Source organism: Lentibacillus salinarum (assembly GCF_042679865.1).
Classification (GTDB): Bacteria; Bacillota; Bacilli; order Bacillales; family Amphibacillaceae; genus Lentibacillus; species Lentibacillus salinarum.
The window spans coordinates 1-23,688 of record NZ_JBHTNH010000006.1; the positions used below are offsets into that span (position 1 = coordinate 1).

23 protein-coding genes and 1 rRNA gene are annotated in these 23,688 nt (G+C 43.2%); 7 read left to right on the forward strand and 17 right to left on the reverse strand.

Annotated features, from left to right (window positions below):
• Together ACFQ4A_RS05030 and ACFQ4A_RS05035 are read right to left on the reverse strand one after the other, a co-directional pair.
• A 16S ribosomal RNA gene (locus tag ACFQ4A_RS05030) occupies positions 1–89 on the reverse strand; the annotation flags it as partial.
• A 741-nt stretch (positions 90–830) separates the two neighbouring features.
• Complete coding sequence (locus tag ACFQ4A_RS05035; protein WP_382398226.1) at positions 831–1,694, reverse strand: DUF421 domain-containing protein; 864 nt, start codon at positions 1,692–1,694, stop codon at positions 831–833.
• Positions 1,695–1,779: 85 nt separating this feature from the next.
• On the opposite strand from ACFQ4A_RS05035, the gene ACFQ4A_RS05040 reads away from it, so the two are divergent.
• The 3 genes from ACFQ4A_RS05040 to ACFQ4A_RS05050 all read left to right on the forward strand — a co-directional run bounded on the left by ACFQ4A_RS05040 (position 1,780) and on the right by ACFQ4A_RS05050 (position 3,121).
• Complete coding sequence (locus ACFQ4A_RS05040; RefSeq protein WP_382398228.1) at positions 1,780–2,124, forward strand: DUF4363 family protein; 345 nt, start codon at positions 1,780–1,782, stop codon at positions 2,122–2,124.
• An 87-nt stretch (positions 2,125–2,211) separates the two neighbouring features.
• Entirely contained in the window at positions 2,212–2,376 is a 165-nt protein-coding gene (locus tag ACFQ4A_RS05045; RefSeq protein ID WP_382398230.1) for a hypothetical protein, read from the forward strand.
• Positions 2,377–2,422: 46 nt separating this feature from the next.
• Positions 2,423–3,121 (forward strand): YetF domain-containing protein, encoded by a 699-nt coding sequence (locus ACFQ4A_RS05050; RefSeq protein WP_382398232.1) that lies wholly within the window; start codon positions 2,423–2,425, stop codon positions 3,119–3,121.
• A gap of 177 nt (positions 3,122–3,298) precedes the next feature.
• On the opposite strand, the gene ACFQ4A_RS05055 is transcribed toward ACFQ4A_RS05050, so the two are convergent.
• Both ACFQ4A_RS05055 and ACFQ4A_RS05060 read right to left on the reverse strand, forming a co-directional pair.
• Entirely contained in the window at positions 3,299–4,237 is a 939-nt protein-coding gene (locus tag ACFQ4A_RS05055) for a cation diffusion facilitator family transporter (RefSeq protein ID WP_382398234.1), read from the reverse strand.
• A gap of 52 nt (positions 4,238–4,289) precedes the next feature.
• Complete coding sequence (locus ACFQ4A_RS05060; protein ID WP_382398236.1) at positions 4,290–4,619, reverse strand: ArsR/SmtB family transcription factor; 330 nt, start codon at positions 4,617–4,619, stop codon at positions 4,290–4,292.
• 357 nt (positions 4,620–4,976) lie between these two features.
• On the opposite strand from ACFQ4A_RS05060, the gene ACFQ4A_RS05065 reads away from it, so the two are divergent.
• Positions 4,977–6,032, forward strand: coding sequence for an SDR family oxidoreductase (locus ACFQ4A_RS05065; RefSeq protein ID WP_382398238.1), 1,056 nt, complete (start codon positions 4,977–4,979; stop codon positions 6,030–6,032).
• A gap of 264 nt (positions 6,033–6,296) precedes the next feature.
• Here the strand turns inward: ACFQ4A_RS05065 and ACFQ4A_RS05070 are convergent, their stop codons facing one another.
• The 3 genes from ACFQ4A_RS05070 to ggt are packed head-to-tail and all read right to left on the reverse strand — an operon-like array spanning position 6,297 to position 9,036.
• Positions 6,297–6,824: a chromate transporter gene (locus ACFQ4A_RS05070; protein ID WP_382398380.1), complete on the reverse strand. Its 528-nt coding sequence runs from the start codon at positions 6,822–6,824 to the stop codon at positions 6,297–6,299.
• Positions 6,824–7,432 carry a chromate transporter gene (locus tag ACFQ4A_RS05075; RefSeq protein ID WP_382398240.1) on the reverse strand — a complete coding sequence of 203 codons (609 nt, stop codon included), beginning with the start codon at positions 7,430–7,432 and terminating at the stop codon, positions 6,824–6,826. The genes ACFQ4A_RS05070 and ACFQ4A_RS05075 overlap by 1 nt, the downstream gene beginning before the upstream one ends.
• On the reverse strand, positions 7,423–9,036 hold the full coding sequence (ggt, locus tag ACFQ4A_RS05080) for a gamma-glutamyltransferase (protein WP_382398242.1): 1,614 nt from the start codon (positions 9,034–9,036) through the stop codon (positions 7,423–7,425). The genes ACFQ4A_RS05075 and ggt overlap by 10 nt, the downstream gene beginning before the upstream one ends.
• Positions 9,037–9,243: 207 nt before the next feature.
• Between ggt and ACFQ4A_RS05085 the strand changes: the two genes are divergently transcribed.
• Positions 9,244–9,693, forward strand: coding sequence for an Lrp/AsnC family transcriptional regulator (locus tag ACFQ4A_RS05085; RefSeq protein WP_382398244.1), 450 nt, complete (start codon positions 9,244–9,246; stop codon positions 9,691–9,693).
• A gap of 379 nt (positions 9,694–10,072) precedes the next feature.
• Here the strand turns inward: ACFQ4A_RS05085 and ACFQ4A_RS05090 are convergent, their stop codons facing one another.
• Entirely contained in the window at positions 10,073–10,456 is a 384-nt protein-coding gene (locus tag ACFQ4A_RS05090; protein WP_382398246.1) for a Fic family protein, read from the reverse strand.
• Between the two features lie 351 nt (positions 10,457–10,807).
• On the opposite strand from ACFQ4A_RS05090, the gene ACFQ4A_RS05095 reads away from it, so the two are divergent.
• Positions 10,808–12,157: an MATE family efflux transporter gene (locus ACFQ4A_RS05095; RefSeq protein ID WP_382398248.1), complete on the forward strand. Its 1,350-nt coding sequence runs from the start codon at positions 10,808–10,810 to the stop codon at positions 12,155–12,157.
• A 268-nt stretch (positions 12,158–12,425) separates the two neighbouring features.
• Here the strand turns inward: ACFQ4A_RS05095 and ACFQ4A_RS05100 are convergent, their stop codons facing one another.
• The 4 genes from ACFQ4A_RS05100 to hsdR all read right to left on the reverse strand — a co-directional run bounded on the left by ACFQ4A_RS05100 (position 12,426) and on the right by hsdR (position 19,083).
• Entirely contained in the window at positions 12,426–12,503 is a 78-nt protein-coding gene (locus tag ACFQ4A_RS05100) for a putative holin-like toxin (protein WP_382398382.1), read from the reverse strand.
• Positions 12,504–12,972: 469 nt separating this feature from the next.
• Positions 12,973–14,433, reverse strand: coding sequence for a restriction endonuclease subunit S (locus ACFQ4A_RS05105; RefSeq protein WP_382398250.1), 1,461 nt, complete (start codon positions 14,431–14,433; stop codon positions 12,973–12,975).
• Entirely contained in the window at positions 14,426–15,850 is a 1,425-nt protein-coding gene (locus tag ACFQ4A_RS05110) for a class I SAM-dependent DNA methyltransferase (protein ID WP_382398252.1), read from the reverse strand. Before ACFQ4A_RS05110 ends, ACFQ4A_RS05105 begins: the two co-directional genes overlap by 8 nt.
• Complete coding sequence (hsdR, locus tag ACFQ4A_RS05115; protein ID WP_382398254.1) at positions 15,850–19,083, reverse strand: type I restriction-modification system endonuclease; 3,234 nt, start codon at positions 19,081–19,083, stop codon at positions 15,850–15,852. Before hsdR ends, ACFQ4A_RS05110 begins: the two co-directional genes overlap by 1 nt.
• 261 nt (positions 19,084–19,344) lie before the next feature.
• Between hsdR and ACFQ4A_RS05120 the strand changes: the two genes are divergently transcribed.
• Positions 19,345–19,809: a hypothetical protein gene (locus tag ACFQ4A_RS05120; RefSeq protein ID WP_382398256.1), complete on the forward strand. Its 465-nt coding sequence runs from the start codon at positions 19,345–19,347 to the stop codon at positions 19,807–19,809.
• 32 nt (positions 19,810–19,841) lie between these two features.
• Here ACFQ4A_RS05120 and ACFQ4A_RS05125 read toward each other — a convergent pair whose 3' ends face one another.
• From ACFQ4A_RS05125 to ACFQ4A_RS05145, 5 genes are all read right to left on the reverse strand, one after another.
• Positions 19,842–20,465 (reverse strand): class I SAM-dependent methyltransferase, encoded by a 624-nt coding sequence (locus ACFQ4A_RS05125; protein ID WP_382398258.1) that lies wholly within the window; start codon positions 20,463–20,465, stop codon positions 19,842–19,844.
• Positions 20,466–20,846: 381 nt separating this feature from the next.
• Complete coding sequence (locus ACFQ4A_RS05130) at positions 20,847–20,969, reverse strand: hypothetical protein (protein WP_382398260.1); 123 nt, start codon at positions 20,967–20,969, stop codon at positions 20,847–20,849.
• 150 nt (positions 20,970–21,119) lie between these two features.
• Positions 21,120–21,599: a CBO0543 family protein gene (locus tag ACFQ4A_RS05135; RefSeq protein ID WP_382398262.1), complete on the reverse strand. Its 480-nt coding sequence runs from the start codon at positions 21,597–21,599 to the stop codon at positions 21,120–21,122.
• A gap of 148 nt (positions 21,600–21,747) precedes the next feature.
• Positions 21,748–22,248, reverse strand: a complete 501-nt coding sequence (locus ACFQ4A_RS05140; protein ID WP_382398264.1) for a CBO0543 family protein — start codon at positions 22,246–22,248, stop codon at positions 21,748–21,750.
• 218 nt (positions 22,249–22,466) lie between these two features.
• Positions 22,467–23,534: a DUF3231 family protein gene (locus tag ACFQ4A_RS05145; protein ID WP_382398266.1), complete on the reverse strand. Its 1,068-nt coding sequence runs from the start codon at positions 23,532–23,534 to the stop codon at positions 22,467–22,469.
• Positions 23,535–23,688 lie beyond the last annotated feature (154 nt).

The following is a 23,688-nucleotide window of genomic DNA, read 5'->3' on the forward strand; positions in this document are numbered from 1 at the left end:
AGGGGATCTGCCTGCTTCCCGCGCTCGACTTGCATGTATTAGGCACGCCGCCAGCGTTCGTCCTGAGCCAAGATCAAACTCTCCAATAAAAAGTTTGCGATAAGATTGACACCGATCAATCTCATGCATATCTTAGCTTCAAAAATTGATACAGGGTTATGAAGTCTTCTGCCGAAATCAACACGGCTTTCAACTTCTTAACCTGACATCTGTTTCAGGCTGGTTGTTTTGTTCAGTTTTCAAGGAGCAAATTCAATGTCGCCTCTCGAAAAGCGACTTAACTAATATACCATCTATCAAGAACAAAGTCAACACTTTATTATCTTTAAATTCTTGTTAAAAGATGTTTTTTAATTGGTTGCCTCTAATGCAACTTAAATAGTATATCATCATGATTAATGGCTGTCAATAGATGACTAGATGGAATCGGTAAATGCTTGGCTGACAAAACTTTTGGTTCAGCGAAGCAGTATTCCATTTGCCGTTAGCAATCGCCATAAGTAAGCAATCTTTTTTAACAGCACGATAAATAATACTATGCGAATATCGAAAAGTCAACAGTGATTTTTACCTTTTTACGAATCAGATGAATGTTTTGATCGCCTTAATTTACTTTATCCCGGAATTACGACTTTAAGGCGATCGAAAACAATCCAGCTTTGAACCGTAGCCGGGCGGAAGGTAACCAATTAGATTTAAGGTTATAGAAATTTTACCCCATCTGCATAAGCTTCAGGAACTTTAGACGCTAATTCAACCTTTAGCGGTAACCCGTGCTAATAATGACACTGGAGTACAGTGATAAACTGAGTCATTGGATTGTCAGATTCTCATTCTTTAAGATATGGATTAATGTGGTTAATCAGATCCTGGATTTCTTTTGATTGATTATAATACATTTGCTTGGCAGCCTGGTCATTTGTTTGAATCGCGAACCCTTCCAGATCGGCTTGAATTTTCCGGAGCTGTGCTGACAGGAGTGGTTTTTGTTTAACTTGCTGCTGTTTTTCTTCATCATTATACAAATCAACATAAACCTTCCCCGTTGAATCAATTTGGGCTAGGTAAATCTCTTTAAAATCCTTTGCCCCCTGTTTCATCACTTCACCAAGAAGCCATTCCTCCGAATAACCAAGATAATTCAGGCGCTTCGACATAAGGACACCATCAATAATAATAAGTGAGGGCGTATGCTCCGACTCCACCGGCAAATTAATATCTTTTGGTGTTAACGGATTATATTCTGTCTTCTTCATGACACTTATTTTACCATTTGTCTCCAGTACTGCCGCTTCAACGTCAGACAATTTAAAGGCATTTTTTTCGCGCAAACCCATCATCAGGTCATCAAACGTTATATTAACTTTTGCTAAATTCTTTTCCAAAACATCCCCATTTTTTATCAGGATCGTCGGACTTCCTTCCACGAGCTTCCGAAACGTCAGGGATCCTATCGCCCCCCGCGCAATGAGAAGTGTTAAAACGGAGAATATCGTGACCCCTATCACGGCATTAATCGGCTGCAATGACGCGTTAATAGCCATTGCTGAAGCCATATTTCCAATTGTAATACCTGTAATGTAATCAAAAAAAGTCAACTGGGCGATTTGTTTTTTCCCAAGAATTCTCGCCATTAATAGGACAAAGAAAAACGTCATTAATGACCGGACAACAATGACCATATATTCCGGCATACGCATCCTCCATTCCAAAGCATCATTCATATTTTTTCTTATTGTGGTTAAGTTAGGTAAAAAGATACTGCAAGGAGGATTGGCTATGAAGATTTTAAGGTTAGGAATGATTTTTATAGGTTTATTTATCTTATTTGGATGCTCAACCGAAACCATTCAGCAATTACCGATTTCCGAGACAGCAACAGATATTGAGTACTTGGTTAACGAGGGACAATGGAAACAAGCAAAGGAGGGAGCAAGTCAGATCAGGTCGTTATATAAAGATAATGAATGGAGGTATCAGCTGATGGGAGATAAAACAGAATACAGTAATCTTGATGAAGAAATTTCAAAGCTTCAGGTATCTATAGAGGAAAAAGATACAGAAGAGGCTAAACGGAGCATCGCCGGCATCAAACACTACATTGAATCTCTTTATTTTCGATAAGTTCCGGAAAAGATGAAGGAAAAACCTGCCTCTAATAAAATCTGCTTCGAAAGAAAAAATACTAGAAGAGAATGGAGGTTTTGTATAATGGATAAAAAGAATCGGAATAAGACGGATCGGCGCGTCACTGCTCCAGGTATTGACCCGGATGATTCCTATGGCGAACCCGCAACAGATGCCGAAATTGAAAAAGGTGAATCCACAAAGGTTACAAGATTCACGTATGATGAGTATGACCCAAGCGAGAAATAAGTTGTCTCCAGCACATATCGAACTATCAGGAAAGTAGGTACTATAAATGGAAACGTCCGAATTACTGTTGCGAATTGTCATATCTTTTATTCTGCTTTTTTTACTGGCAAGAATTATGGGTCGCAAAGAGATCAGCCAAATGACTTTCTTCAATTTTGTTTCCGCTATTGCGATTGGTTCGCTGTCAGCAAATTTTGCTCTTAGTCCGGATTTAAATATCCGTAACGGCATTTTGGCAATAACCGGATGGGCTGTATTTACACTGATTATGGGGTTCATTGATATTAAATCAAAAAAAGCACGTAAATTGACAGTAGGTGAGCCGTTAATCGTTATTAAAAACGGACAAATTATGGAAGATTCACTGCGGAGCGCCCGATTGGATATTGATTCCCTGAACGCTTTGCTGAGGCAAAAAAATGTCTTTTCGATAGCTGACGTCGACTATGCCATATTTGAGACAAGCGGGAAACTTTCGGTCATGAAGCAGGAAATCAATCAACCCGCCACAAAAGGCGATATGAACGTAACAAGCACCATTCCGAATGCCCATCCGATTGCAACGGAAGTTATATCTGACGGGACCGTTAACGAAAAAAATCTTTCTGCATTAAACCTTGGCATGAACTGGCTCGAACAACAAGTCGAACAAGCCGGGATAAAAACATTTTCACAGGTCTTTTATGCACAAGTCCAGCCGGATGGAACGCTTTATATTGATAAAAAAGATGACGTCGTGCATTAAGACGTTCATAAGTTTAACAGAAGTTTTTTCAAATTCATTTTTAGAATACTTCGGCATTCGCTATACGATGAAGGACGGGGCGAATGCCGAAGTTTTTCTAATAAGGTCAATTTATAACTTTTTGACGTTAGAAAAAAACGTGCGTTGATCAAAACGGTTAATCAATGCACGTTATTCTTATTGCTCCTGGCTTTGTTTTTCAAATTCGTGATTACACAGCAGCCTTTCATCATGCGGGTGTTCTTCACTTTCCATCTGGACGGTCACATGACCTATACCTTTGTTCTCCAATTCGTGCTCAATGGTCCGCAGCAGTTGTTCACTTGCATGTACCGATAAATCCCCATTTACCACTGCATGGCAGGAAAGTGCATTTTGCCCGCTCGTAATACTCCACACATGCAGATCGTGTATATTGATAATTTCCGGGACATTTTCCATCGTATTGATAATATCATCCAAATCGACATTTTTAGGGGTGCCCTCCATGAGGACGTGAACGGCATCTTTCGTGACGCGCCAGCCACTCGTCAGTACAAGGATTGCAACAATGACACTTGCTAATGGATCGGCCCAGCCCCAATTGAAAAACATAATGAGTAATGCCGCAGCAATCGCACCGACAGAGCCAAGCAAATCACCCAATACATGCAGAAAAGCTGCTCTCAGATTCAAATTTTCCTCTGTATCCCCGCGCATTAAAATCCATGCAACGACGATGTTCACAATTAAACCGATGATGGCGATCGTTAACATGCCAGTCGATGCAACCTCAGGTGGACTCGTAAACCGGTGGAACGCTTCGTAAAAAATGTATAATGAAATCAATATGAGTGTTACGCCATTAAAAACCGCCGCTAATATTTCAAAACGTTTATACCCATACGTATTCCTGTAGTTGGCGACTTTTTCGCTGAATACGAAAGCCAGTAGTCCTACCCCAAGTGATATCGCGTCACTTAACATATGACCCGCATCTGACAGTAAAGCCAGACTATTAGTTAAGAAGCCGCCGATTGCTTCAATAACCATGTATACTGAAATGATGATAAAACTGATCAGTAACGCCTTTTTGTTTGCACCATGTGTATGATCATGCGTGTGATCGTGTCCCAATTGAGCACCTCTCCAATCAACTTCTATTTATCGTTTAATATAAATGATACCGCTAACTGTGATAAGCGTGATCGATTGTTTGTTTTAGCAAGTTCATAACATGTTCGTCATCACATGAATAATACAATGTTGTACCTTCCCGGCGATTTTTCACTAAACGTAAATTTTTCAGGAAGCGTAATTGATGCGATACGGTTGATTGCCTTAGATGCAAGTTCTCAGCAATCTGGTTAACCGAATATTCATGCCGAAAAAGCAAATGGAGAATTCGAATTCTGGTCGGATCCCCTAACGCCTTGAATGTTTGAGATACGACAAATAGCGTTTCTTCGTCCAAATCTTCAAATGAACCGTTCTCAGGCTTTACATTGTATTCATCCATTACAATTCCCTCACTTTTAATTTTAAATTCCTGTTACGTAAGTCGTATCCATTATATGATATACGCTTATATTAGCATATGTTCATATTATAAAAATGTTAACATGTACTGTCAACTGTCCAAATCATTACATTATGATCATCCATCCCATGCTTCTTTATCAGAACCCAAATAACGGGGAAATAAGATTGTTCTAATATATTATCTCTTCCACATCATCATATAACAATCGACTTTCCACCGGCAGGATCTATCGAAGCTGTATTTTTTCTTTCAGTTTGGAGTAATACTAAACAGAAAAGATTCCCCGTTTCAGAATGAACAGAACTAAGGTGCTAATTTCAGGGAGGCATTTACATGAACCAAAGTATGAGCATAGGCAAAATCAGTCAATGGAGGCCAAACAATATAACCTTAAAACCCTTGGAAGATCAGGTCATCGTGATTACAGGGGCATCAAGCGGTATCGGCCTCACAACAGCAAGAATGGCAGCTGCAAAGGGGGCAAAAGTTGTCGTAGCGGCAAGGAATGAAGATGCATTGCAGGAATTGGTTGATGAATTACGGGAAAAAGGTTACGCTGCAGCGTGGGTAAAAGCAGACGTCGGACGTGAAGCAGATGTAAACAAAATTGCGGAAACAGCTATCGAGGAATTCGGGCGTTTTGATACATGGGTGAATAATGCTGGTGTCGCCATCTTTGGCCACGCTATGGATGTAAGCAATGAAGACATTAAACGCATGTTTGATACTAACTTTTGGGGTGTCGTGTACGGTTCGAAAATTGCCGTCAATCATTTCAGGGAAAGAGGTGTTCCGGGTGCTTTAATTAATGTTGGCAGTCTGTTTGGAGACAGAGGCACCGTGATTCAATCCACATATGCCCCCTCCAAATTTGCCGTGCATGGATGGACCGAAAGCATCCGCATGGAATTAGAAAAGAAGAAAGCACCCGTTTCAGTTACACTTATCCATCCCGGCAGAATTGATACACCTTACAATGAACATGCCACGAGTTATATGGAAAAACAACCGGCACACCGAGGCATGATTTACCCGCCAAAAGCTGTAGCCGAAGCCATCCTCTATTCTGCAGAAAACCCGAAACGAGATATGTATATCGGGTCACAAGCAAAAGCGCTTGAATTGTTCGGCACACTTTTGCCTCGCATAACTGACAAATTAATGGAACTTGTCATGTACCCGACCCAGCACGTTGATAGACCATCCAAACCGCGGGAAGAAAGTGCGCTTCATCAGGCGGGGTATGGGATGCATGAACGGGGAACGAACAAGGGGTGGATCCGCTCGTGCAGTATCTATGTGAAAGCTTGTAAGCGTCCAATCCTCTCCACTGTAGCAGTAACGGGCATTGGTTTAGCAGCCTGGGCTTGTGCTAAGCGGAAAGATTAACCGCACATACCGCCAGTCTCTCGTACTAAATTTATCAAGACCGAGGACACAATCATCTTCGGTCGGCGTTTTCTTTAAATAGAAAAGACACAGGTGCCACCATTGATGACATGTTAATCAATAGCATAACGAAGTCATTTGAAAATAGGTACCATTTTAGTTTTTATTGTTTCCAAATTTGCTTTTGTCTGCGAGTAAATAGTAAAGGCCGGAGATACGGAATATCTCCGGCCGGCAATTCATCAAGCTCTAACCAACTCAACTTTACAAAACAAATCCGCCATATACCAGTGTTCCCATAATCACAAACGCTGGGTGAATTTTGAACCGTTCCATTAATAAATAGCTGGCCACGACGAGGAAAGCAGTCTGCCATATACCAATATCTGCATAGGAATCAGCAAAAAACCGCCATGCCATCAGACCGAGCAAAATGGCAATGACAGGTCGGACATACAATGTCAGTCGTTTGACTTTCGGCGAATCTTTATATTTATATAAAAGGCCCATTAATAAAATCATCAGGATTAAAGATGGGGCAACCGAAGCAAAAACAGCCACAATCGCACCCGGGATGCCGCCCACCTCATAGCCGATATAACCTGCCATTTTTGTCGCAATCGGACCGGGCAGCGAATTGCCCAGTGCCAGCACCTCACTGAATTCCTGCACGCTCATCCACTCATAGTTCTGGACAACCTCATTTTCCACCAGTGGGATTGATGCGGGCCCGCCACCATAACCCAGAATACCCGGGATGAAAAAGGCGAGAAAAATTTGCCAGTAAAGCATCACGATGCATCACCTTCCTTTGAATGGTCTGCATCTTTTCTTGCTAAAGCCGCAATGATCAGGACACCAATAACAATGCCTGGATGAATACCTGTCGATTCCAATAAGACCAATATGATCGCGCCCATGATAATGGTTTGTAGCCATCCCATGCCTTTACCTGCTTTAGCAAAAAACTGCCATGTCAAGACAGCCAGCATGACACCGACAACCGGAACAACCGCAGCCGTCATCCCTTTCACCCAATCAAAATCCTTGATGGACGATAACGACATTAATAACACAATCATTAACAGGATTGTCGGCAGTATGGTCGCCATAATGGCATTCAGCATCCCCATCACCCCGGATACCCGATGTCCGATATAGCCGGCGAGTTTCGTGGCGATCGGTCCGGGGAGTGTATTGCCCAGTGCCAATATATCACCAAATTCTTCATCACTTACCCATTGATATTTATCCACCACTTCTTTATGGATCAGGGGGATCGATCCGGGGCCTCCCCCGTATCCGAGCATGCCCACCCGGAAAAAGGCGAGAAAAAGCTGCAGCTGCTGTCTTCCGGGATTTTGTTTTTCTTTGGCTGCTCCCTCACTGTTTACCAACAAGAAACCCCACCATCTGTCCGTGTCTCAGTACCACCGACGAGCACACCGGTATCCGGATCACGCCAAATGATCTGACCTCTGCCAAAGCCGTTGGGCTCAAGCTGGATCGTCACATCATGCTCTTTTTCGGCCAGTCCTTGGGCAAGGTTATGAGGAAAGCGATTCTCCACTTCTAGCTTTCTATCTTTAAACCACTGCCATCTCGGCGCATCCAAAGCAGCCTGTGGTGTCAGACCAAAATCAACCGTATTCATAACAACCTGTACGTGCCCTTGTGGCTGCATGAAACCGCCCATGACGCCAAACGGTCCGACCGGTTGATCGCCTTGTGTCATGAATCCTGGGATGATGGTATGATAACTTCTTTTGCCGCCGGCCAACGCGTTGACGTGTTCCGGATTCATGGAAAAATTATGGCCACGGTTCTGCAGGGCAATCCCTGTACCTGGAACGACTAGACCGGAGCCAAATCCCATATAATTACTCTGAATAAACGATACCATATTCCCTTCATTATCCGCTGCAGCCAGATAGACGGTTCCGCCCTGCGATGGTTCGCCCGCTTCAGGAAGTCCGGCAGTCTCGCTGATCAGCTGTTTCCGGCTTTTGGCATAGTCTTGACCCAGCAACTCGTCAGTCGTATATCGCATATGGCCGCTATCAGTAATATGTGCCTGACCATCCGCAAATGCCAGTTTAATCGCCTCGATTTGTTTGTGGTACGTATCGACGCAGTCCTTTTCCGTGAAATTAAATTCTTTCAAAATATTAAGTGCCTGTAATGCCACAAGCCCCTGACCATTTGGCGGAATTTCCCAAATATCATAGCCCCTGTAATTGACGCTGATCGGTTCCACCCATTCAGACTGATGAGCCGCTAAATCGTCAGCGGAGAGGAACCCGTCATTTTGTTCTGAAAATGATGCAATCTGTTCCGCCAGCTCACCCCGGTAAAATGATTCAGAATGAGATTCGGCGATTTTTTCCAACGTTCTGGCATGATCTTCCGAAGACCAGATGTCACCAGGTTTCGGAACGTTTCCATCCGGGGCAAACGTCTTAAACCATTCCGTGAACATGTCGTCTGTCAGATGTTCCTTAAACGTGTTGAAACCCTTTTTCCAAAACCGGCTTAATGTCGGGGAAACCGGAAAACCTTCCCGCGCGTAATCGATCGCAGGCTGCAACACGTCCCGAAACGGCAGTTTGCCAAATTCCCGAGACAGATCAGCCCAGGCAGCCGGAACACCAGGCACCGTTACCGGAATCCAGCCATATTTGGGGAGTTCCTCGTGTCCTTTTTCCTTTACAGCCTCAATAGAAATCGATTTAGGTGAACGTCCACTGCCATTCAATCCGTGCAATTTACCTTTTGTCCAGACAAGCGCGAACGCGTCACCACCGATCCCATTTGAGGTCGGCTCGACAACTGTTAGACAGGCAGCCGTCGCGATGGCGGCATCAATCGCATTCCCGCCTTTGCGTAAAATATCCAACCCAGCCTGTGAAGCAAGCGGCTGTGATGTCGCGACCATTCCATTCTTCGCAAACGTGGATAATCTTGGCGAAGCATATGGATAATTAAGGTGATCAAGAATTTTCATTCCCATTTTCCTCCCTGCACCTGATTGTAAATTTTCTAAATTTGATCTCATTTTACTTCCCAATAAGTTAATTGTCAACCTCTTATACCAACATAAATGAACCAAATATTTATAAACACTTTCATTTATTAAGTATTATACATTTCACTGGTTACATTTGATTGAAACATGATATCATAGGCTTAAGTCATCCTTTGGAGGTGCGCCATGAAAATGGACGATATCGATAAAAAGCTATTGGAGGAATTGGTTGAAGACGGAAGAGCTTCCTATGTTGAACTGTCGGACAAGGTTGGCATATCACGCGTGGCTGTCAAAGATCGGATAAAAAACTTGAAGGAAAAAGGCGTTATTGAAAAATTTACAGTGGTCATCGACTCGGAAAAATTCGGAAAAACGGTATCTGCTTTTTTTGAAGTGGATGTGGAGCCCTATCGTTTTCAAGAAGTGGCCCAGAACCTCGCTGATCATCCGAATGTTGCCAGTATCTACCAGATGACCGGACCAAGTACCTTACATATGCATGTTTTGGTAGAGGATTTTATGGAACTGGAGACCTTTATTAATCGTGAGCTATATTCCGTCCAGGGGATTACGAGAGTAGAGAGCAGTGTGATTCTGAAGCGATTCAAAAGTCGGGCAGGCTATAAACTGTAATAGCCGCTGTTCATTTTTCCATGATACTGGGAAGTTCCCCTGGCATTGTGCAGCGGTTTACGGAACAGCAGACACTGCCAAAACGACTCTTCATTTGACAGCTCTATTAAAAATGGCAATAATATGCCGCTCCCTGTTAAAATACTAAAAGCGGGAAAAGGAGAAATATCCGAAACTTATACCGATCTTTTTTTCCGGACTCTTTTGTCATACTGCCCGCCCCGCAGTGTGGGCAGCTTAACTTTGTGTCCAATATAACCATGCTTTAAACATTCGCATTATCAAAGCAATTTTGGCACGTCGACTTCCTCCCAACTTCCCCCTGATATTTTATAGCTTCATCTTTTTTCCCTGCCATGCATAGACGCATTAGCTCATGTCATCTGATAGTGTTCAAATAGTCATTCAAGCTATTTTCTGCACACTCAGCTATCAATTCGAGGAAGGGCTCGACATTTTGGTCAACACTTGCCATTTCTAACGTTTTATAATATCTGGCCCGTTGCTCATCTTCGGCTTTCACAATGGCAGGAGGATAACCGTTCTTCATTAAGATGACATTCATTAACAGCCCTGCGGTTCGCCCATTTCCATCTGAAAAAGGATGAATATACACAAATTTAAAATGGCATAACGCTGCTGATTCCACAGGATGCAGCTCATCCTTTTTTTGTTCATACCAGGTAAAAAGCTTACCAATTTCATTTTTTAATTGAAGAAAATGTGGTCCCCTCGATGGCATTGGAATTGTACGTCCAATCAACCCGATACACTTCTGAAAGATTCTTAATTACTTCCGGGGGGAGCGGTCTGAGTTGATCCAGTTCGTTTTTCAACTTATCTATATGATCGAAATTCACCATAAAGCCCTCTCTTTTTTTATTTAAATCATTATCCGCTGAAAACCTTTATTATCATCTATTCTACATTAATTCAAAATTTCCTTTAAACTTTTATCATCAAACAATACAACCTATCAGAATAGTAGTTCCTATTGCTTCAGTATATTTTTTGACAGTTTGGTATTCCAATTAATTACTTATCACACCGTAATGGACTTCCATTTAGTAACATTATAAAATAGGCATACAACACAAAAGTCAGGAGAAACAGTATGAGCCTAGCAGAACAGAAACTTTTATCCCAAAGTGTAACCAAAAGTTTTTTCCAGTATTTCTTGCCTACCCTTATTGGCATGATGCTGATGTCAGCGAATATTGTGATCGATGGCATTTTTGTCGGGAATGGCATCGGGTCTGTCGCGCTTGCAAGTGTCAATGTGGCCGTTCCTGTCTGGTCCATCATCATTTCCATTTCTCTCTTGATTGGTATCGGCGGCGGCACCTTATACTCCATCACGACCGGCGCACGGGACACTGACAGGGCACAGCGGGTGTTCATGCTCGCTATGGTGGGTATCACCATCGTAATGACCGTTATCGGGGGGATTGGGTATATAGCCGCTGAGCCGCTCGCACGTTTATTTGGCGCAAATCCAGACACATTGGACTATGCGATGGATTATATGCAGATCATTTTTATGTGGGCTCCCATCTTGGCGTGGGAAAACGTTCTCAGCATATTTGTCCGCAATGACGGCAGCCCGCAGCTGGCCATGTCGGGCCTTGTCGTATCTGCTTTACTCAATATTGTCCTAAACTACTGGATGATTTTTATCCTGGAGATGGAAGTTACCGGGGCTGCACTGGCATCGGTCATCGCCACAGCAGCAGGATTGCTGATTTATACAATTCATTTTTTCAAAAAAGAATCCGGATTGAAATTCGTCCGACCGGTTTGGAAAAAAGACGACCTCCTGATGATAGGCAAATTGGGCTTCCCCAACTTTCTGTCAGAAGGTGGAACAGCTGTCTTTGTGATCGGGTACAATATTGCATTATCTTACTATGCGGGAACAACTGGGCTGGCAGCATTTTCCGTGATCAATTATTTGCATACCTTTATGTTCCTGGCGTTTATCGGGATCGGCACGTCCATCCAACCGATGATCAGTTTTTATTATGGTGCCAAGAAATATGATTCGATCAAAAATACGGTGAGGATTGCTGAAATAACAGGACTTACACTGGGTGTTATGTTTCTCGCAATTGGCTGGTTTGGTGCCGGGGGGCTTGTTTCGATTTTCGGTGTGGAGACGGAAGCCATACGTCAGCTTGCCATGAAAGGCATCACACTTTTCTTCATAGGTTATTTATTCATGGGAATTAACTTCATCTACATGACCTATTATCAGTCGATCGCTTACTTGCGCCCGTCGATTGGCATCACCCTATTTCGCGGCTTTATTTTGTTAATTGCCGCACTTGTTATTCTGCCGGTCTGGCTCGGCACAACAGGCATCTGGCTTGCGCTACCGGTTGCAGAGGGATTGACGGCCATCTTCCTGGTGGTGTTTGCAAGGCGGGGTGTGATGAACCGGGAGTTGAGATCACATGGGTTTTGAAGAACGCCAACAGCAGGCACTTGATGAGATTTACAATGTTCTATGACCCAAGGCAGCTATGTTAATCTTAGTAAGTCAAGTCTTTTTACAATTCATGCATTTTTTGTTTGCAAATCAGCAATTCGTGTTATAATATACATAGAAAGACATACAATATGAAAGGCCGAAGATACTGGTATATCTCCGGCCAGCAATGAATCGCTCCCCTTCAAGAGGGGCCAGCGCCAGTAAGGAATAGACCTCACCAGCCTGTTAACTCCAGGGAGGTCTATTTTTTATGGTCGATGATTGCCACAACGCGTGTTGCGAATGCAATCATGATAACCATTGCCTCGAACACGGACATAGGCAACACCTCCTTCCGTTATAGCGTATCGCATGACACCTACAACGACGGAAATGCGCCGACCCCCCTTGAGAAAACGATCATTGCATGTACTGATTTTACCATATTATTTCTACTATTTTAGAGCTTGAAAAAGTATTTCTTTTTTTGATTTATCAGAACAATAGCTAACATGATAGAGAAACGTTTTGTAAGATGTTTTTCATTTTCTTGGTACGTAGAGAAAGGTGTCTCAGATTATGTTGCAAAAGTTTTAGTTTTTTCATAATTGCCTTATGGAATTGCCAATCAAGACTGGCAAAATTATTGTCAAATTGGGGTAGTCAAAAAGAATCCACTTTTGACCCGAAAACCATTGAAGTGATGCAACTCCTTTCCTACCTAATCAATATGGATTACAGTTGAAACGTTTCGCTTCTAAAACAAAAGACATCCTTAAATACTAAAAGATGTCTTTTTGCCTAAGTTGCTATTTTTCTTGCTGATGGTCTTGGAGCACGGCCTTTAATAATTCAACAGCACTTTCCTCGGTTGGGTCGTTCGTGCCCAGTTCGCCGCGGAAAGCTTTGGAGAGAATGGATTGTTTAATAGTCTCACTATCGAGCTTTTCCAATAAAGCATTCGATTTGTTCGATGCTTCAAACAACCCTTTTAAACTATTTTTTATTTCCAATTGTTCATCTAAAGGCGGTATCGGAATTAAACTATCTCTTAATTTCCCTAAACTGACAAATTTCTGTGTACTCCCCTTCGCTTTATTGATTAGAGGTTGGACATAACCAGAACTTTCTAAGTAATAAGCCAAATATTCGTTATCTATACCTTCATAGGGCTTAAATAAGGCGACATTTTTAATACTGAACGCATTATGAATCTCCTGAATAAGAGCGGGGTTTCCAATAGTTCCAATCATTGCAAACAAAATATCGCCTTGATCCACCTTTGACCTCTTGCCTATATTCATATGATCCGCTTCACTTATATAATTTACGTTCGTAAAATCAAGTTTACCATTTTTAAGGTTTTTGGAGGTGATTAGCGGATAGCCTTCACTTTGATACTTTGGAGAATCATGCGTGCCATCCCGAACATCAGCGACCTCAGTTGCTCTAACCCAGATCCAGGTATCAGGGATTTCAAATGGTAGTTCATCTCCCATTATTTCTTTTTGTTTTTTTGTTACGTGTTGTTTCGCTTTGGCCTCTTCTATACAATCCATTGCCGGTTTAAGATTGGCATTATTTCTTCGCCACTCAGCAGTCAATTCCCCTCGAAATGCCTTATCCAAAATAGCAGCACGGCGTAGCTCAAATGTTTCCTTTGCTTCTTCGATTAATTGTTTTGCTTGATCGACTTTATCTAAAAGTTCTTCCACTCTATTAGCAATACGTTTTTGTTCATTTATTGGCGGTAAAGGAATCGGTATCATAGACATCTTTGATTTATTAATAATAGAAACAGTAGTGGCATAAGATCGATTGATTAGTTCATTTTGAAAATAAGGTGTTATCGACTGATAATAATTAAAAAGTGGATTCAATATTTCTTTTTTCGGTACAAGAGAATTAATTTGTTGATTGGTACTACATTCAAAATTATTAAAACCAACCTTGCCAATGGACCCAATACAACAAATCAAAGTTGACTCAGAAGGAATTATTTTAGATACTTCTTTCCCCTCATTAGTTAAAAACTCAGATCCATCCCTTACATTTTTTTCATCGCCAAGTTCTGTTGGCTTTATAAAGGGAAAATTCCCACCATAATTTTCGTCTTTCTTTTTAGAAGGTGTCGAACCAGTCACTATATTATTAAGCGTGCCAATACTAACCCAAACCCAATTCGCCGGCACGTCATATGGTTGCTCCTCTTCCGGCACCAGCGCCTCGTCAAGCAATTCCTCAACTGTTTTCTGTTTCTTCTTACTCATCTTTACCTGCCTCCGTGGCTTTCAGTTCGTCGATGACGTCGTTCAACAGGGCGGTTGCCTCTTGCAGTTTTCCGACTGCCTCTTCGGCAGAATCGATTGGGTCGGGCAGATTTTCGTAGACAGATAGGGATTCATCGGCAATCAGGCCAATATCCAGGCTGTCATCTTTTTTCCGGATATCGTCACGGGTGAAGTGATTCCAGCGTTCATCGGCAACGTTAGACCGATCTTCTGTCTGGTATGCCGCCACAAAATCATCGAAATGTTTCACTGTCAGTGGCGTCCGTTTCCCAAAGCTTGGCATGTTCGTGCGCATGTCATATACCCAGACATCGGTCGTGTTGTCTTTATCCTTTTTTCCACGCGTAAAGAACAGCACATTCGTCTTAACGCCCTGCGCATAAAAAATTCCCGTCGGCAGGCGCAGGATCGTATGCAAGTTGCATTTGTCCATTAAGTCAGCACGGATTTGCGCACCCGTTCCACTTTCAAATAAAACATTATCCGGCAGAACAACCGCCGCGCGTGCTTCGTCATTGGTTTTTAATGACCGGTAGATGTGCTGCAGGAAATTCAACTGTTTGTTCGTGGTCGTAAAGGTCAGGTCATCACGCGTTGGGCGCTCGCCACCTTTTTTTGTGCCAAATGGTGGATTCGTCATGACGACATCATAATTCTTCATCGTCGTACCCATATCGGACAGTGTATCACCAAGCTTAATATCGCCGCGCATGTTATGGAGGAGCGCATTCATCAGGGCCAGTCGGTGCGTATCTTTGACAAGCTCCGCACCGGTAAAGGCTTCATAACGCTGAAATTCCGCGTCCTTCTCACCCAAATCAAAATGGTCGTCGGTTTTCGATTTGATATGCGTATCGCCAGCAATCATAAACCCGAACGTACCGGCTGCCGGGTCATTCAAGCGTTCCCCCGGTTGTGGATCGATCAGCTTCACGATCACATCAATCAACGGACGCGGTGTAAAATATTGGCCGGCACCTGATTTGGTTTCACTGGCGTTTTTCTCCAAGAGCCCTTCATATAAATCGCCAAGGCCTTCTTCTTTGGCACTGTACCAGTCAAGGTCGTCAATGGAACGGATGATTTTTTCCAGGTTTTTCGGTTCATCAATATTCGTGGTCGCGTTTGTATAAATCTGTTTCACAATGTCGCTGTCGACTTCACCCAGGTCCAATAAGAGCTGCCGGTAGTGTCTGTGCAGTTCGACTCCATGTTTTTCCGTCAGTGAGTCCCAGCGATACTGTTCCGGAATGTCAGCTTCATTATCCTTCTCCTTCATCATTTTCAAGAATAATATATACGTTAATTCCGTTACGTATTGATGATAAGTAATCCCGTCATCACGTAGCACGTTGCATAGATTCCATAGTTTCTGTACGATTTCCTGATTTCCCACTAAGCTTCTTCCCTTTCGTCATATAATGCTTCATTAATGTCACGGACAAGACTGTCTAACTCACCATCAAAGATTTTGTTCAGCCGGTTATAACCGCCGCTGCTTTTGAACGGTTCGACATTGAATGCTTTCTCCGGATTCGGATCCAGCACACTTTCTTTGAGCAGTTGCTTTTCAATCCGCTTTAGCCAATCTTTTTGGGCTGGCGGCCATACTTTCATTTGATAGATTTTTTTCATAGCGTTCCGAATACGCTCTTCATGGCTTATAAGCGGATCACCCAATGCCTGTTTGCGGATAAAGCTAATGATATCCGCGGCAATGTCTTCGTTTCTCGCATCACGCCAGGCTGCCTGCAGATTTTTCTCGTTGTAGCCCATCTGATCAAGGGAAATCCGCAATTGGCGCAGATCCTCACGTGTCAGGTCTTTCGGCCGGGTGCAGATGATATTCAGTGCCGGAATCTGGTTTAAGTTTTCGTGTATGAATTGGTTGAAGCCTTCCAGATAGTCTTCCGGTTTATCAGCCTTGCCGTACCCGCGATTGACCGCGATGATCTCATCTTCATGCTCAGATATATATTGTCTCGGTGCCTTGGTATGATTTTCATCGATAAATGTGACAAGCGATGGCTGCTTTTTAAACGTATCGGCTGTTTGCTGATGGCCGGTCTGCTTTAAATCATTTAAGAATTCATCAATCGATTTCCCGCCGGACAATGCTTTGAAATCGTCATGTGCTTTATCATCCCACGTTTGTTTTTTGCGCTGGATTTTGGCAATGATAGCTTCTTTCTGTTGCCTGAGTTGTTTCGTGTCAGCAAGCTGTTCATATTCGTCCGTTAACTGACTGAGCGATACCTTGGGCTTTTGCACCACCGGTTTCATGTCAGTATATGGCTTTAACGTTTCATACAGGCCGACCGCATCGAAAATGTTAAAGTGATCTTTACCGATGTCATCACTTCGTCTAGTTGCCCGTCCGAGCATTTGCTCATACAAAATACGAGAACGGACTCGGCGCAAAAATACCAGATTGGAAATACGTGGCACATCGATGCCGGTTGTTAACAAATCAACCGTCACCGCAATTTGTGGCAGACGCTCATTTTTATAGTGCTTAATCGTTCCAAGCGGATCCTTTATTGAGCCCGTAATTTTGGCAACCAGATTATCCTCTATCTCACCATATTTTTCAGTTAACGCGTGTTTTAAAAGCCGTACAACCATATCGGCATGATCATCCGTTGCGGCAAAAATTAGTGTTTTACCTTCTTGGTCCGGGTGGATATAGTTCGTCAATTCATTTAAAATGACTTTGTTAAAGTTTTCGGTAATGACAAGTTTGTTGAACTGGGTGACGTCAATATTCACGTCATCTTCCAGCCGTTCTTTTTCTACACTGCCTGTACCAGCATTGTAAACGGCTACTTCCTCGCCTATTTGCCAGTTAATACCATTTTGTTTCAATGCTGTTTCAAATTGATAGGGCGGCTCGTGGTCGATCAAATACCCGTCAACGACCGCTTCACGATAGGAATAATTGAACACCGGATCACCAAAAATATCGACCGTATGGAGTGCCGGTGTAGCCGTCAACCCAATTCGGATCGCATCAAAATAATCCAGTACTTTGCGGTATTTGCTGACATAGTCGCGATGATCACGGAAAAGGAACTCAACATCGCTCATTTCTTTGTCCTGTGTATACCCGCGGTGAGCCTCATCCACAACGATACAGTCATATTGGTCAACGGTCGGCACATCTTCGTCCGATTCATTGTAAAACAGCCGCTTCACCATACCTTGAACCGTTGCAATATGGACCTTCGTTTCCGGATTGGCTTGTTTTTCCTCCAAAGACTGCAAATTATAAATTTGTGTGAAGGATTGATAATTTTCCAGTTTTGAATCTTTAAAAGCCGCTTCTGCCTGCTCACCAAGGGCTGTCCGGTCCACGAGAAACAGGATCCGGTTGAAGCGATTTGTTTTGACAAGCCGATAAATAAGCCCGATCGCCATGCGCGTTTTCCCAGTACCGGTTGCCATCGCAATCAGAATGTCACGCTGTTCGTTGGATAAGGCGTTTTCGACGGTACGTATGGCCTTGTTTTGATAGTCGCGCAGCCCTAAATAGGCCATGTTTTCGTCTCGTAACTTTTCCGTCGCCTGTTCGACATCCCGCTTCAGAAGTTTTTTCAGGCCTTCTGGTGTATACCAGCCTTTTAACGGACGTGGATGATTAGTGGATTTGCGGGCATCCAGAAACCAGATCCCTGATTTTTGCTCAATTTGCTGTAAGTATTCCCTGCCGTTTGTCGCAAATAGAAATGGAACCCGATAATCACCCCATGACTCATGAATCATTTCATCGCCGTGTTGCGTCACCTGTTTGGCATATGATTTGGCTTGTTCAATATCGGCAGAGATATCTTTACTGGCCTTTTTCGCTTCCACAATCCCGATCAGTTCCAGACCGGCGAATAACGCATAATCAGCAATGCCAGCAGCGAACGGCCATTCGGCAATCGCCATGTTGCGGCCTTTTTCCGGACGTGTCCCATTGCCAAAACGGAGAGTTTCCGTATCGGCTTCCCACCCGGCAGTCTTTAGTTTTTCGTCAATGACAATGCGCGTTTCTGCTTCGTCCAGGTTAACAAGGCTGCCCAATTGTTTCGCGTTCGCTTTACGCTGCATTTTTTCCTGATCGGATTTATATAGCTGCTCGCTGCGGAGTTTAGCCAATTCCTCCTGTAAATGCGCCACTTTTTCCTGATAAGCCGATTCAAGTTGTTCTTTTTCAAACGGATCATCCGGCGTTGCTTCAGGTTCCATGTAATCAGGCGCTTCAAAATCCCACTCACCATAAACCTGCATGAACCAGATGCTCAGACGGAAAGCCATATGCAATAAGCCTGATGCTTCTTCTGTCGTGCCATAGCCTTCGTGCACAGCTTTATTGCCTTTACGGCGAATGGTGTTCAATATCTCATATAAATCGTGGTTTAACAGATCTTCTCGGCTGAGTTCGCTTAACCGGTCAACCTGTCTCAGTTCATATGGCTCGTTTAGTTCTTCCAGCGCATACATATATTTGGTCACCGATTCGCCAAACAGACGCAGCTTGATCAACGTTGTGTTCGGATCCTGATGGACATTCCGTTCAGCTGTTTCACCGAGATTTGCCAGCAGCGGCCAATGCGCCTGCAAAAATGAAAAATTGCTGTTCCCCATACACTCACCCCAAAAGCAGGTACTTTCCTACTATTATAGTACATTTCGCTTGGGAAGACATCGGGAAAATTTTTGCTAGAGGCGCCCCCTTTTACGGGTGAGACTCGATTATAGTTATTGATAGGTATACTTATGTAATATATACAGGTCCATTATCACAGCCGACTATCCGGAATCGGAACAAAGAGCCTGTCTCCGCCCCCCTGAATAAACATGTAAATTCTGGGAAGTGTAAAAAGTAAATAGAAAGGAGGATACACAATGAGAAAAAAATCAATTCTGTTTTTGGGGGCTATTTTACTGTTAGGTGTAGTTTTGACAGGCTTTAATACCAACATGGGGCAGCAGCATGCGGCCAAAGTCGATGGTGATGTACTTGAATCAGCGAAACCTGATCACGGCATTGGATCCCAAGATAGCAGCGACACAGAAATACAAAATGGCACCAATGAAGTGATTACCAAAATAAAGGAATTGAAAGAATTAACTGAGAAACAAGTAAACAATCGTGATGAAATCAATCAGCTTGGAAAAGAAATAGAGGAAAGCTGGGATGAAATCGAAAAGAAAGTGGAAAAGGCTTACCCCGAAGATTACCAAAATATTGAGGAAAGTCTTTATCCACTAATTACGATGGCTAAACAGGAAAAGCTAAATAAAACAAAGATTCGTACATTATCACTGGAAACATTGGATAAGTTAGAACAATTCAACCAAAAGTTATAGGGACAGGTGGACAGGTCCATTGCCCCAGTCGACTATCTGGAATCGGGACAAGGGGCCTGTCTCCGCGTCCCAGTATTGCCAATAACTGTTATAAAAACGCCTTTGTAAAATGATTCAACACTGCTGATCCGAATGCCTGCCTGTTTTACGGTTGCAAGTGTGTCACGATTTAGGTGGCAGCCATCACACAAGTGTTTCCATACAGGTGTCAGGATGTCCTGTGCTTTTTCCATAACTGCCTGGTTCACACGGACATGCTCAAACAACAGGATTGCCGCACCAGGTTTTGCTACCCGCCGTATTTCCTCTAGCGCTTGAAGCGGATCAGGGATGGTGCAAAATACAAGCGTCGCTACGATCGAATCAAACGTGTTATCCTGAAATGGCAATTCTTCGGCGTGTGCTGACCATACTTGAATTGGTGCGGCTGATTCAAGTCTGTTTTTATAGGAACGTTCCCGCATAACAGGATTCGGTTCAATGGCTTCAACTGATACGGCATTGCTGTAATGCGGGAAATTGGCACCCGTTCCGGAGCCGATTTCCAGCACCCTGCCTGTCGCCTGTTCCACAAGTTTCGTTCGGATTTGTTTAAATTTTCTTCGTTCCAGCGGTTTCATAACCGTATCGTACAAGCGCGGAAACCATTCCCCCATCCAATCACCTCGTAGCGGTCAGATGAAAATTTTTACATCGGACCCTCTATTAAAAAGAGCATTCATCAACAAAACTCATCTTTCTTCCATTATAATTCATTCCCCTATGGCCTGACCATTCTCGGGGAAAGATAGTTGTGTTTCGACGGTTCCCCGGTTCCACCCATCCTCAAATAAAGCCCATACCTCGGGAGAAGCATGGGCCTGTTAACTGATTTATCTGCCGTCCTATAAGACATCATGATTATTCTGCTGCGCCTCTTGAACTTGCTGACGGGTATCGTGCAGCTGTTCATAGGCCTGTTGAAATTGCGGATTTTCGGTCGCTTCCGTTCCCGCCTGATCCTGGATCGTTTGTAATTGCTGATCGGCTTGCTGCAGCTACTGTTCTGCCTGCTCAAGCAGCTGGGCATCTGAACCCTGTGCCAAACGCACGGATTCCTGCGCTTCGTTCACTTGCTGACTGGCTTGTTGCAATTGCTGGTGCAAATTCTGGTGTGCCATCTATGTCGCCTCCGTTTATGTTATGATCGTCCATATACAGTTTTTCCCCAATTTTGCATAATATGTATAAGATCAATCACGTATGTTTTATCAGCGGTTTTGACTGGTTTATCATCGCCCGCCCTTTATCACCACTGACAAACCAAACCGTCACGAACGCTTGCCGTCTTCTCTTTTTCGCGCCACATCATTAATCAGCCACATCAGCCAGCGGACAAGTAATAAAAACAAAAACTGGCTTACCATTGAGTAAGACCAATGCCAGTTAATGTAATGGATAAGATCGGTGTTCTGCTCCAGTATAATTTCAAACGCAGTCAGGACACTGCTATAAGCGAGCGCCTGCCAGCACCAGTCGACCACACCTTTATGATAAGTTGTCTGGTAGTAGTAAAGGCCCATTAGCGGCAGCAGCAAATACTCATAAAGAACACTTGACTGAAATTTGGAAAACAATTGAACAGGATAGGAAAGCAAATGATACTTTGCGATCAAATCGCCTAAAAATGTTGTGAAATATGCTGCCGTCAAAAAGCATAACAGCCAATCTTTAAGCGGTGCTTTTTTAATTGAAATACTTAAAAGAATGACGCCTAAAACAAGAAAAAGCCACAATAGAATCTTTTCCATGCTACACAGCTCCCGCGACATTGATAACTTAAGAAAAACTCGGCTGCCGTCTCGTCTTTTCAGATGCCAGAGGTCAGAAGTCAAATTGGAAGAAAATCCGATTTCAATATTGAAAACGTCACCTAAAATGATATACATTCTGACCTTGTTAAAAAAGCCAGGGCACCTTAAATATGGAAAGTAAGGTGGCAATCGTAATAGCAGATAGACCATATGTGAGCAGAGGCCGTTTATAATGCAATCGCAGCATTGGAAACATGACCAGTACGAACAGTGATGACCAGCCAATTGACCAGCCATGATGGTAGTCGATTGCTCCCAGGTAATACCCGCCCCATTCAAATACAATATATAACAAAATCCATTTTGCTGTATAGAAGCATTTATTCATGAACGCATCAGGAAACTTAGTCAGAAAGATAATGACAGTTAAAGGAAGAACAATAAACGCATGTAGGAGGTCCAGAACGCGTCCGGATATACCGATGTTTGAGTGAAATGTCCACAGAGGGTAATCAAATGTAAAAAAGAAATATAATAAATCCATAGCTGTAATATACAGCATCGTCGCATGAAATTTATGAAACCGGGACCAGTCTCCCAAGCGCCATGCCGCTAAAATAATTAACATCACAATTAGAATGTGCATTTAAATTCACCTAACATATCAAATAACTTCCAGAAAACAAGTAACCGTTCACTGGATATAACGATACCCTTTGGCGTTACACCAAAGGGTTCGGCCAACGTTTCATTCGATTAGCTGCTTATTTTTTCTGCCAAGGGTTGCGTCGGAATTGGCCGTTCCGGTTGCTTTTGCCTATAAAAACACAGCTTCCGGCGATTCAGTATTCTAAATCACATCTACTAAATCGGATTCCGGACGGCTTTTTCCCGATCAGTGGCCAGGGGAGGTTCCTCAAACCAGCCTTTTTCGATCATCAAATCCTGTCCTTTGTTCGCATAAAGTCCTATTTCACCAATAAATTTTGCATACTTTGCATGAATGTCATGTCTTAAGGATCGCGACATTGATACGCCAATGTTTTCCATACCCAACTGATTAGCCAAAAGCACATGATAGGCCATTAGCTTGTCACTGAACGCAGGTATTTTTGAATCGGTTACGCGCGGGTCCATAAGCATTGGGGATGATATGTTGTCATTTGCCAAAATATCACTAAACTGCTTAATTTGTCTATCAGCAAGCTGCCAGCCGTTTTTGAAGTAATTTCTTAAGTTTTGGGAAGAAGCTGTTTGCGCAAAACCCATCATCAGCGATTTCCCCAATACATTCGTGGTAATATTTAAAGTTAAATACTTCATTTCCAATCCGGCTATTGGACGCATCTTTCCTCGGAAAAAATTATTAAAGGACTTTTTATCAATGAACGCCACAGACTTGGGATATGGAATGTTTGGCGGCTTCATAATCGCTCCTTTTTCCTGGAGAAGATGTGTTGCTCTTTCATAAATTTCATTAAGCTCCTGTATCCCCTGCCGGTAATAATCCATTACATCTTGTCTCATTGTACTGGCATAGGCCCGTGTATATTGGCCGAATGCGCCGATTGCCATTTGTTGGACATAAAATAACATAAACGTATCATCAAACAGGCGGGGTGTTCCTTTATAGACATCTGATGAACCGAACGCAGCCGGTACCGGAGTGCCTTCTCGCACAAACAATTCCGCAATCGTGTTCAAATGACGCTTGGAAATCCCTTGATTAAACAGCAGAAGGTCTTTGATTTCATCATCCTCGACGACTTCCAAAAAATGCTCAAAAACACAACTGAACATGGAATCGCCCATGTAATTGCTCCACAAGTCACTTAGTTCAGCGGAATTAAGCTTTATGTGTTGCTGATGCTCGGATACTTGGGATTCGAGCTGTTTATCCTTTTCCGATCTTTGGTTCTTCGGATCGTCCATCGTGCTTGCTCCTTTCAAACGACTGTTCGTGTGTCAGGCTGGTGCCGCTCACTCACTCGATCCCGGGCCGCTTTTCGCTCGATTTTGGCCCGTGCTTTCTCGAACTTCGGGTTGTCCATTAGTTGATGTACTCTCTATAGCTTCCCAACCACCA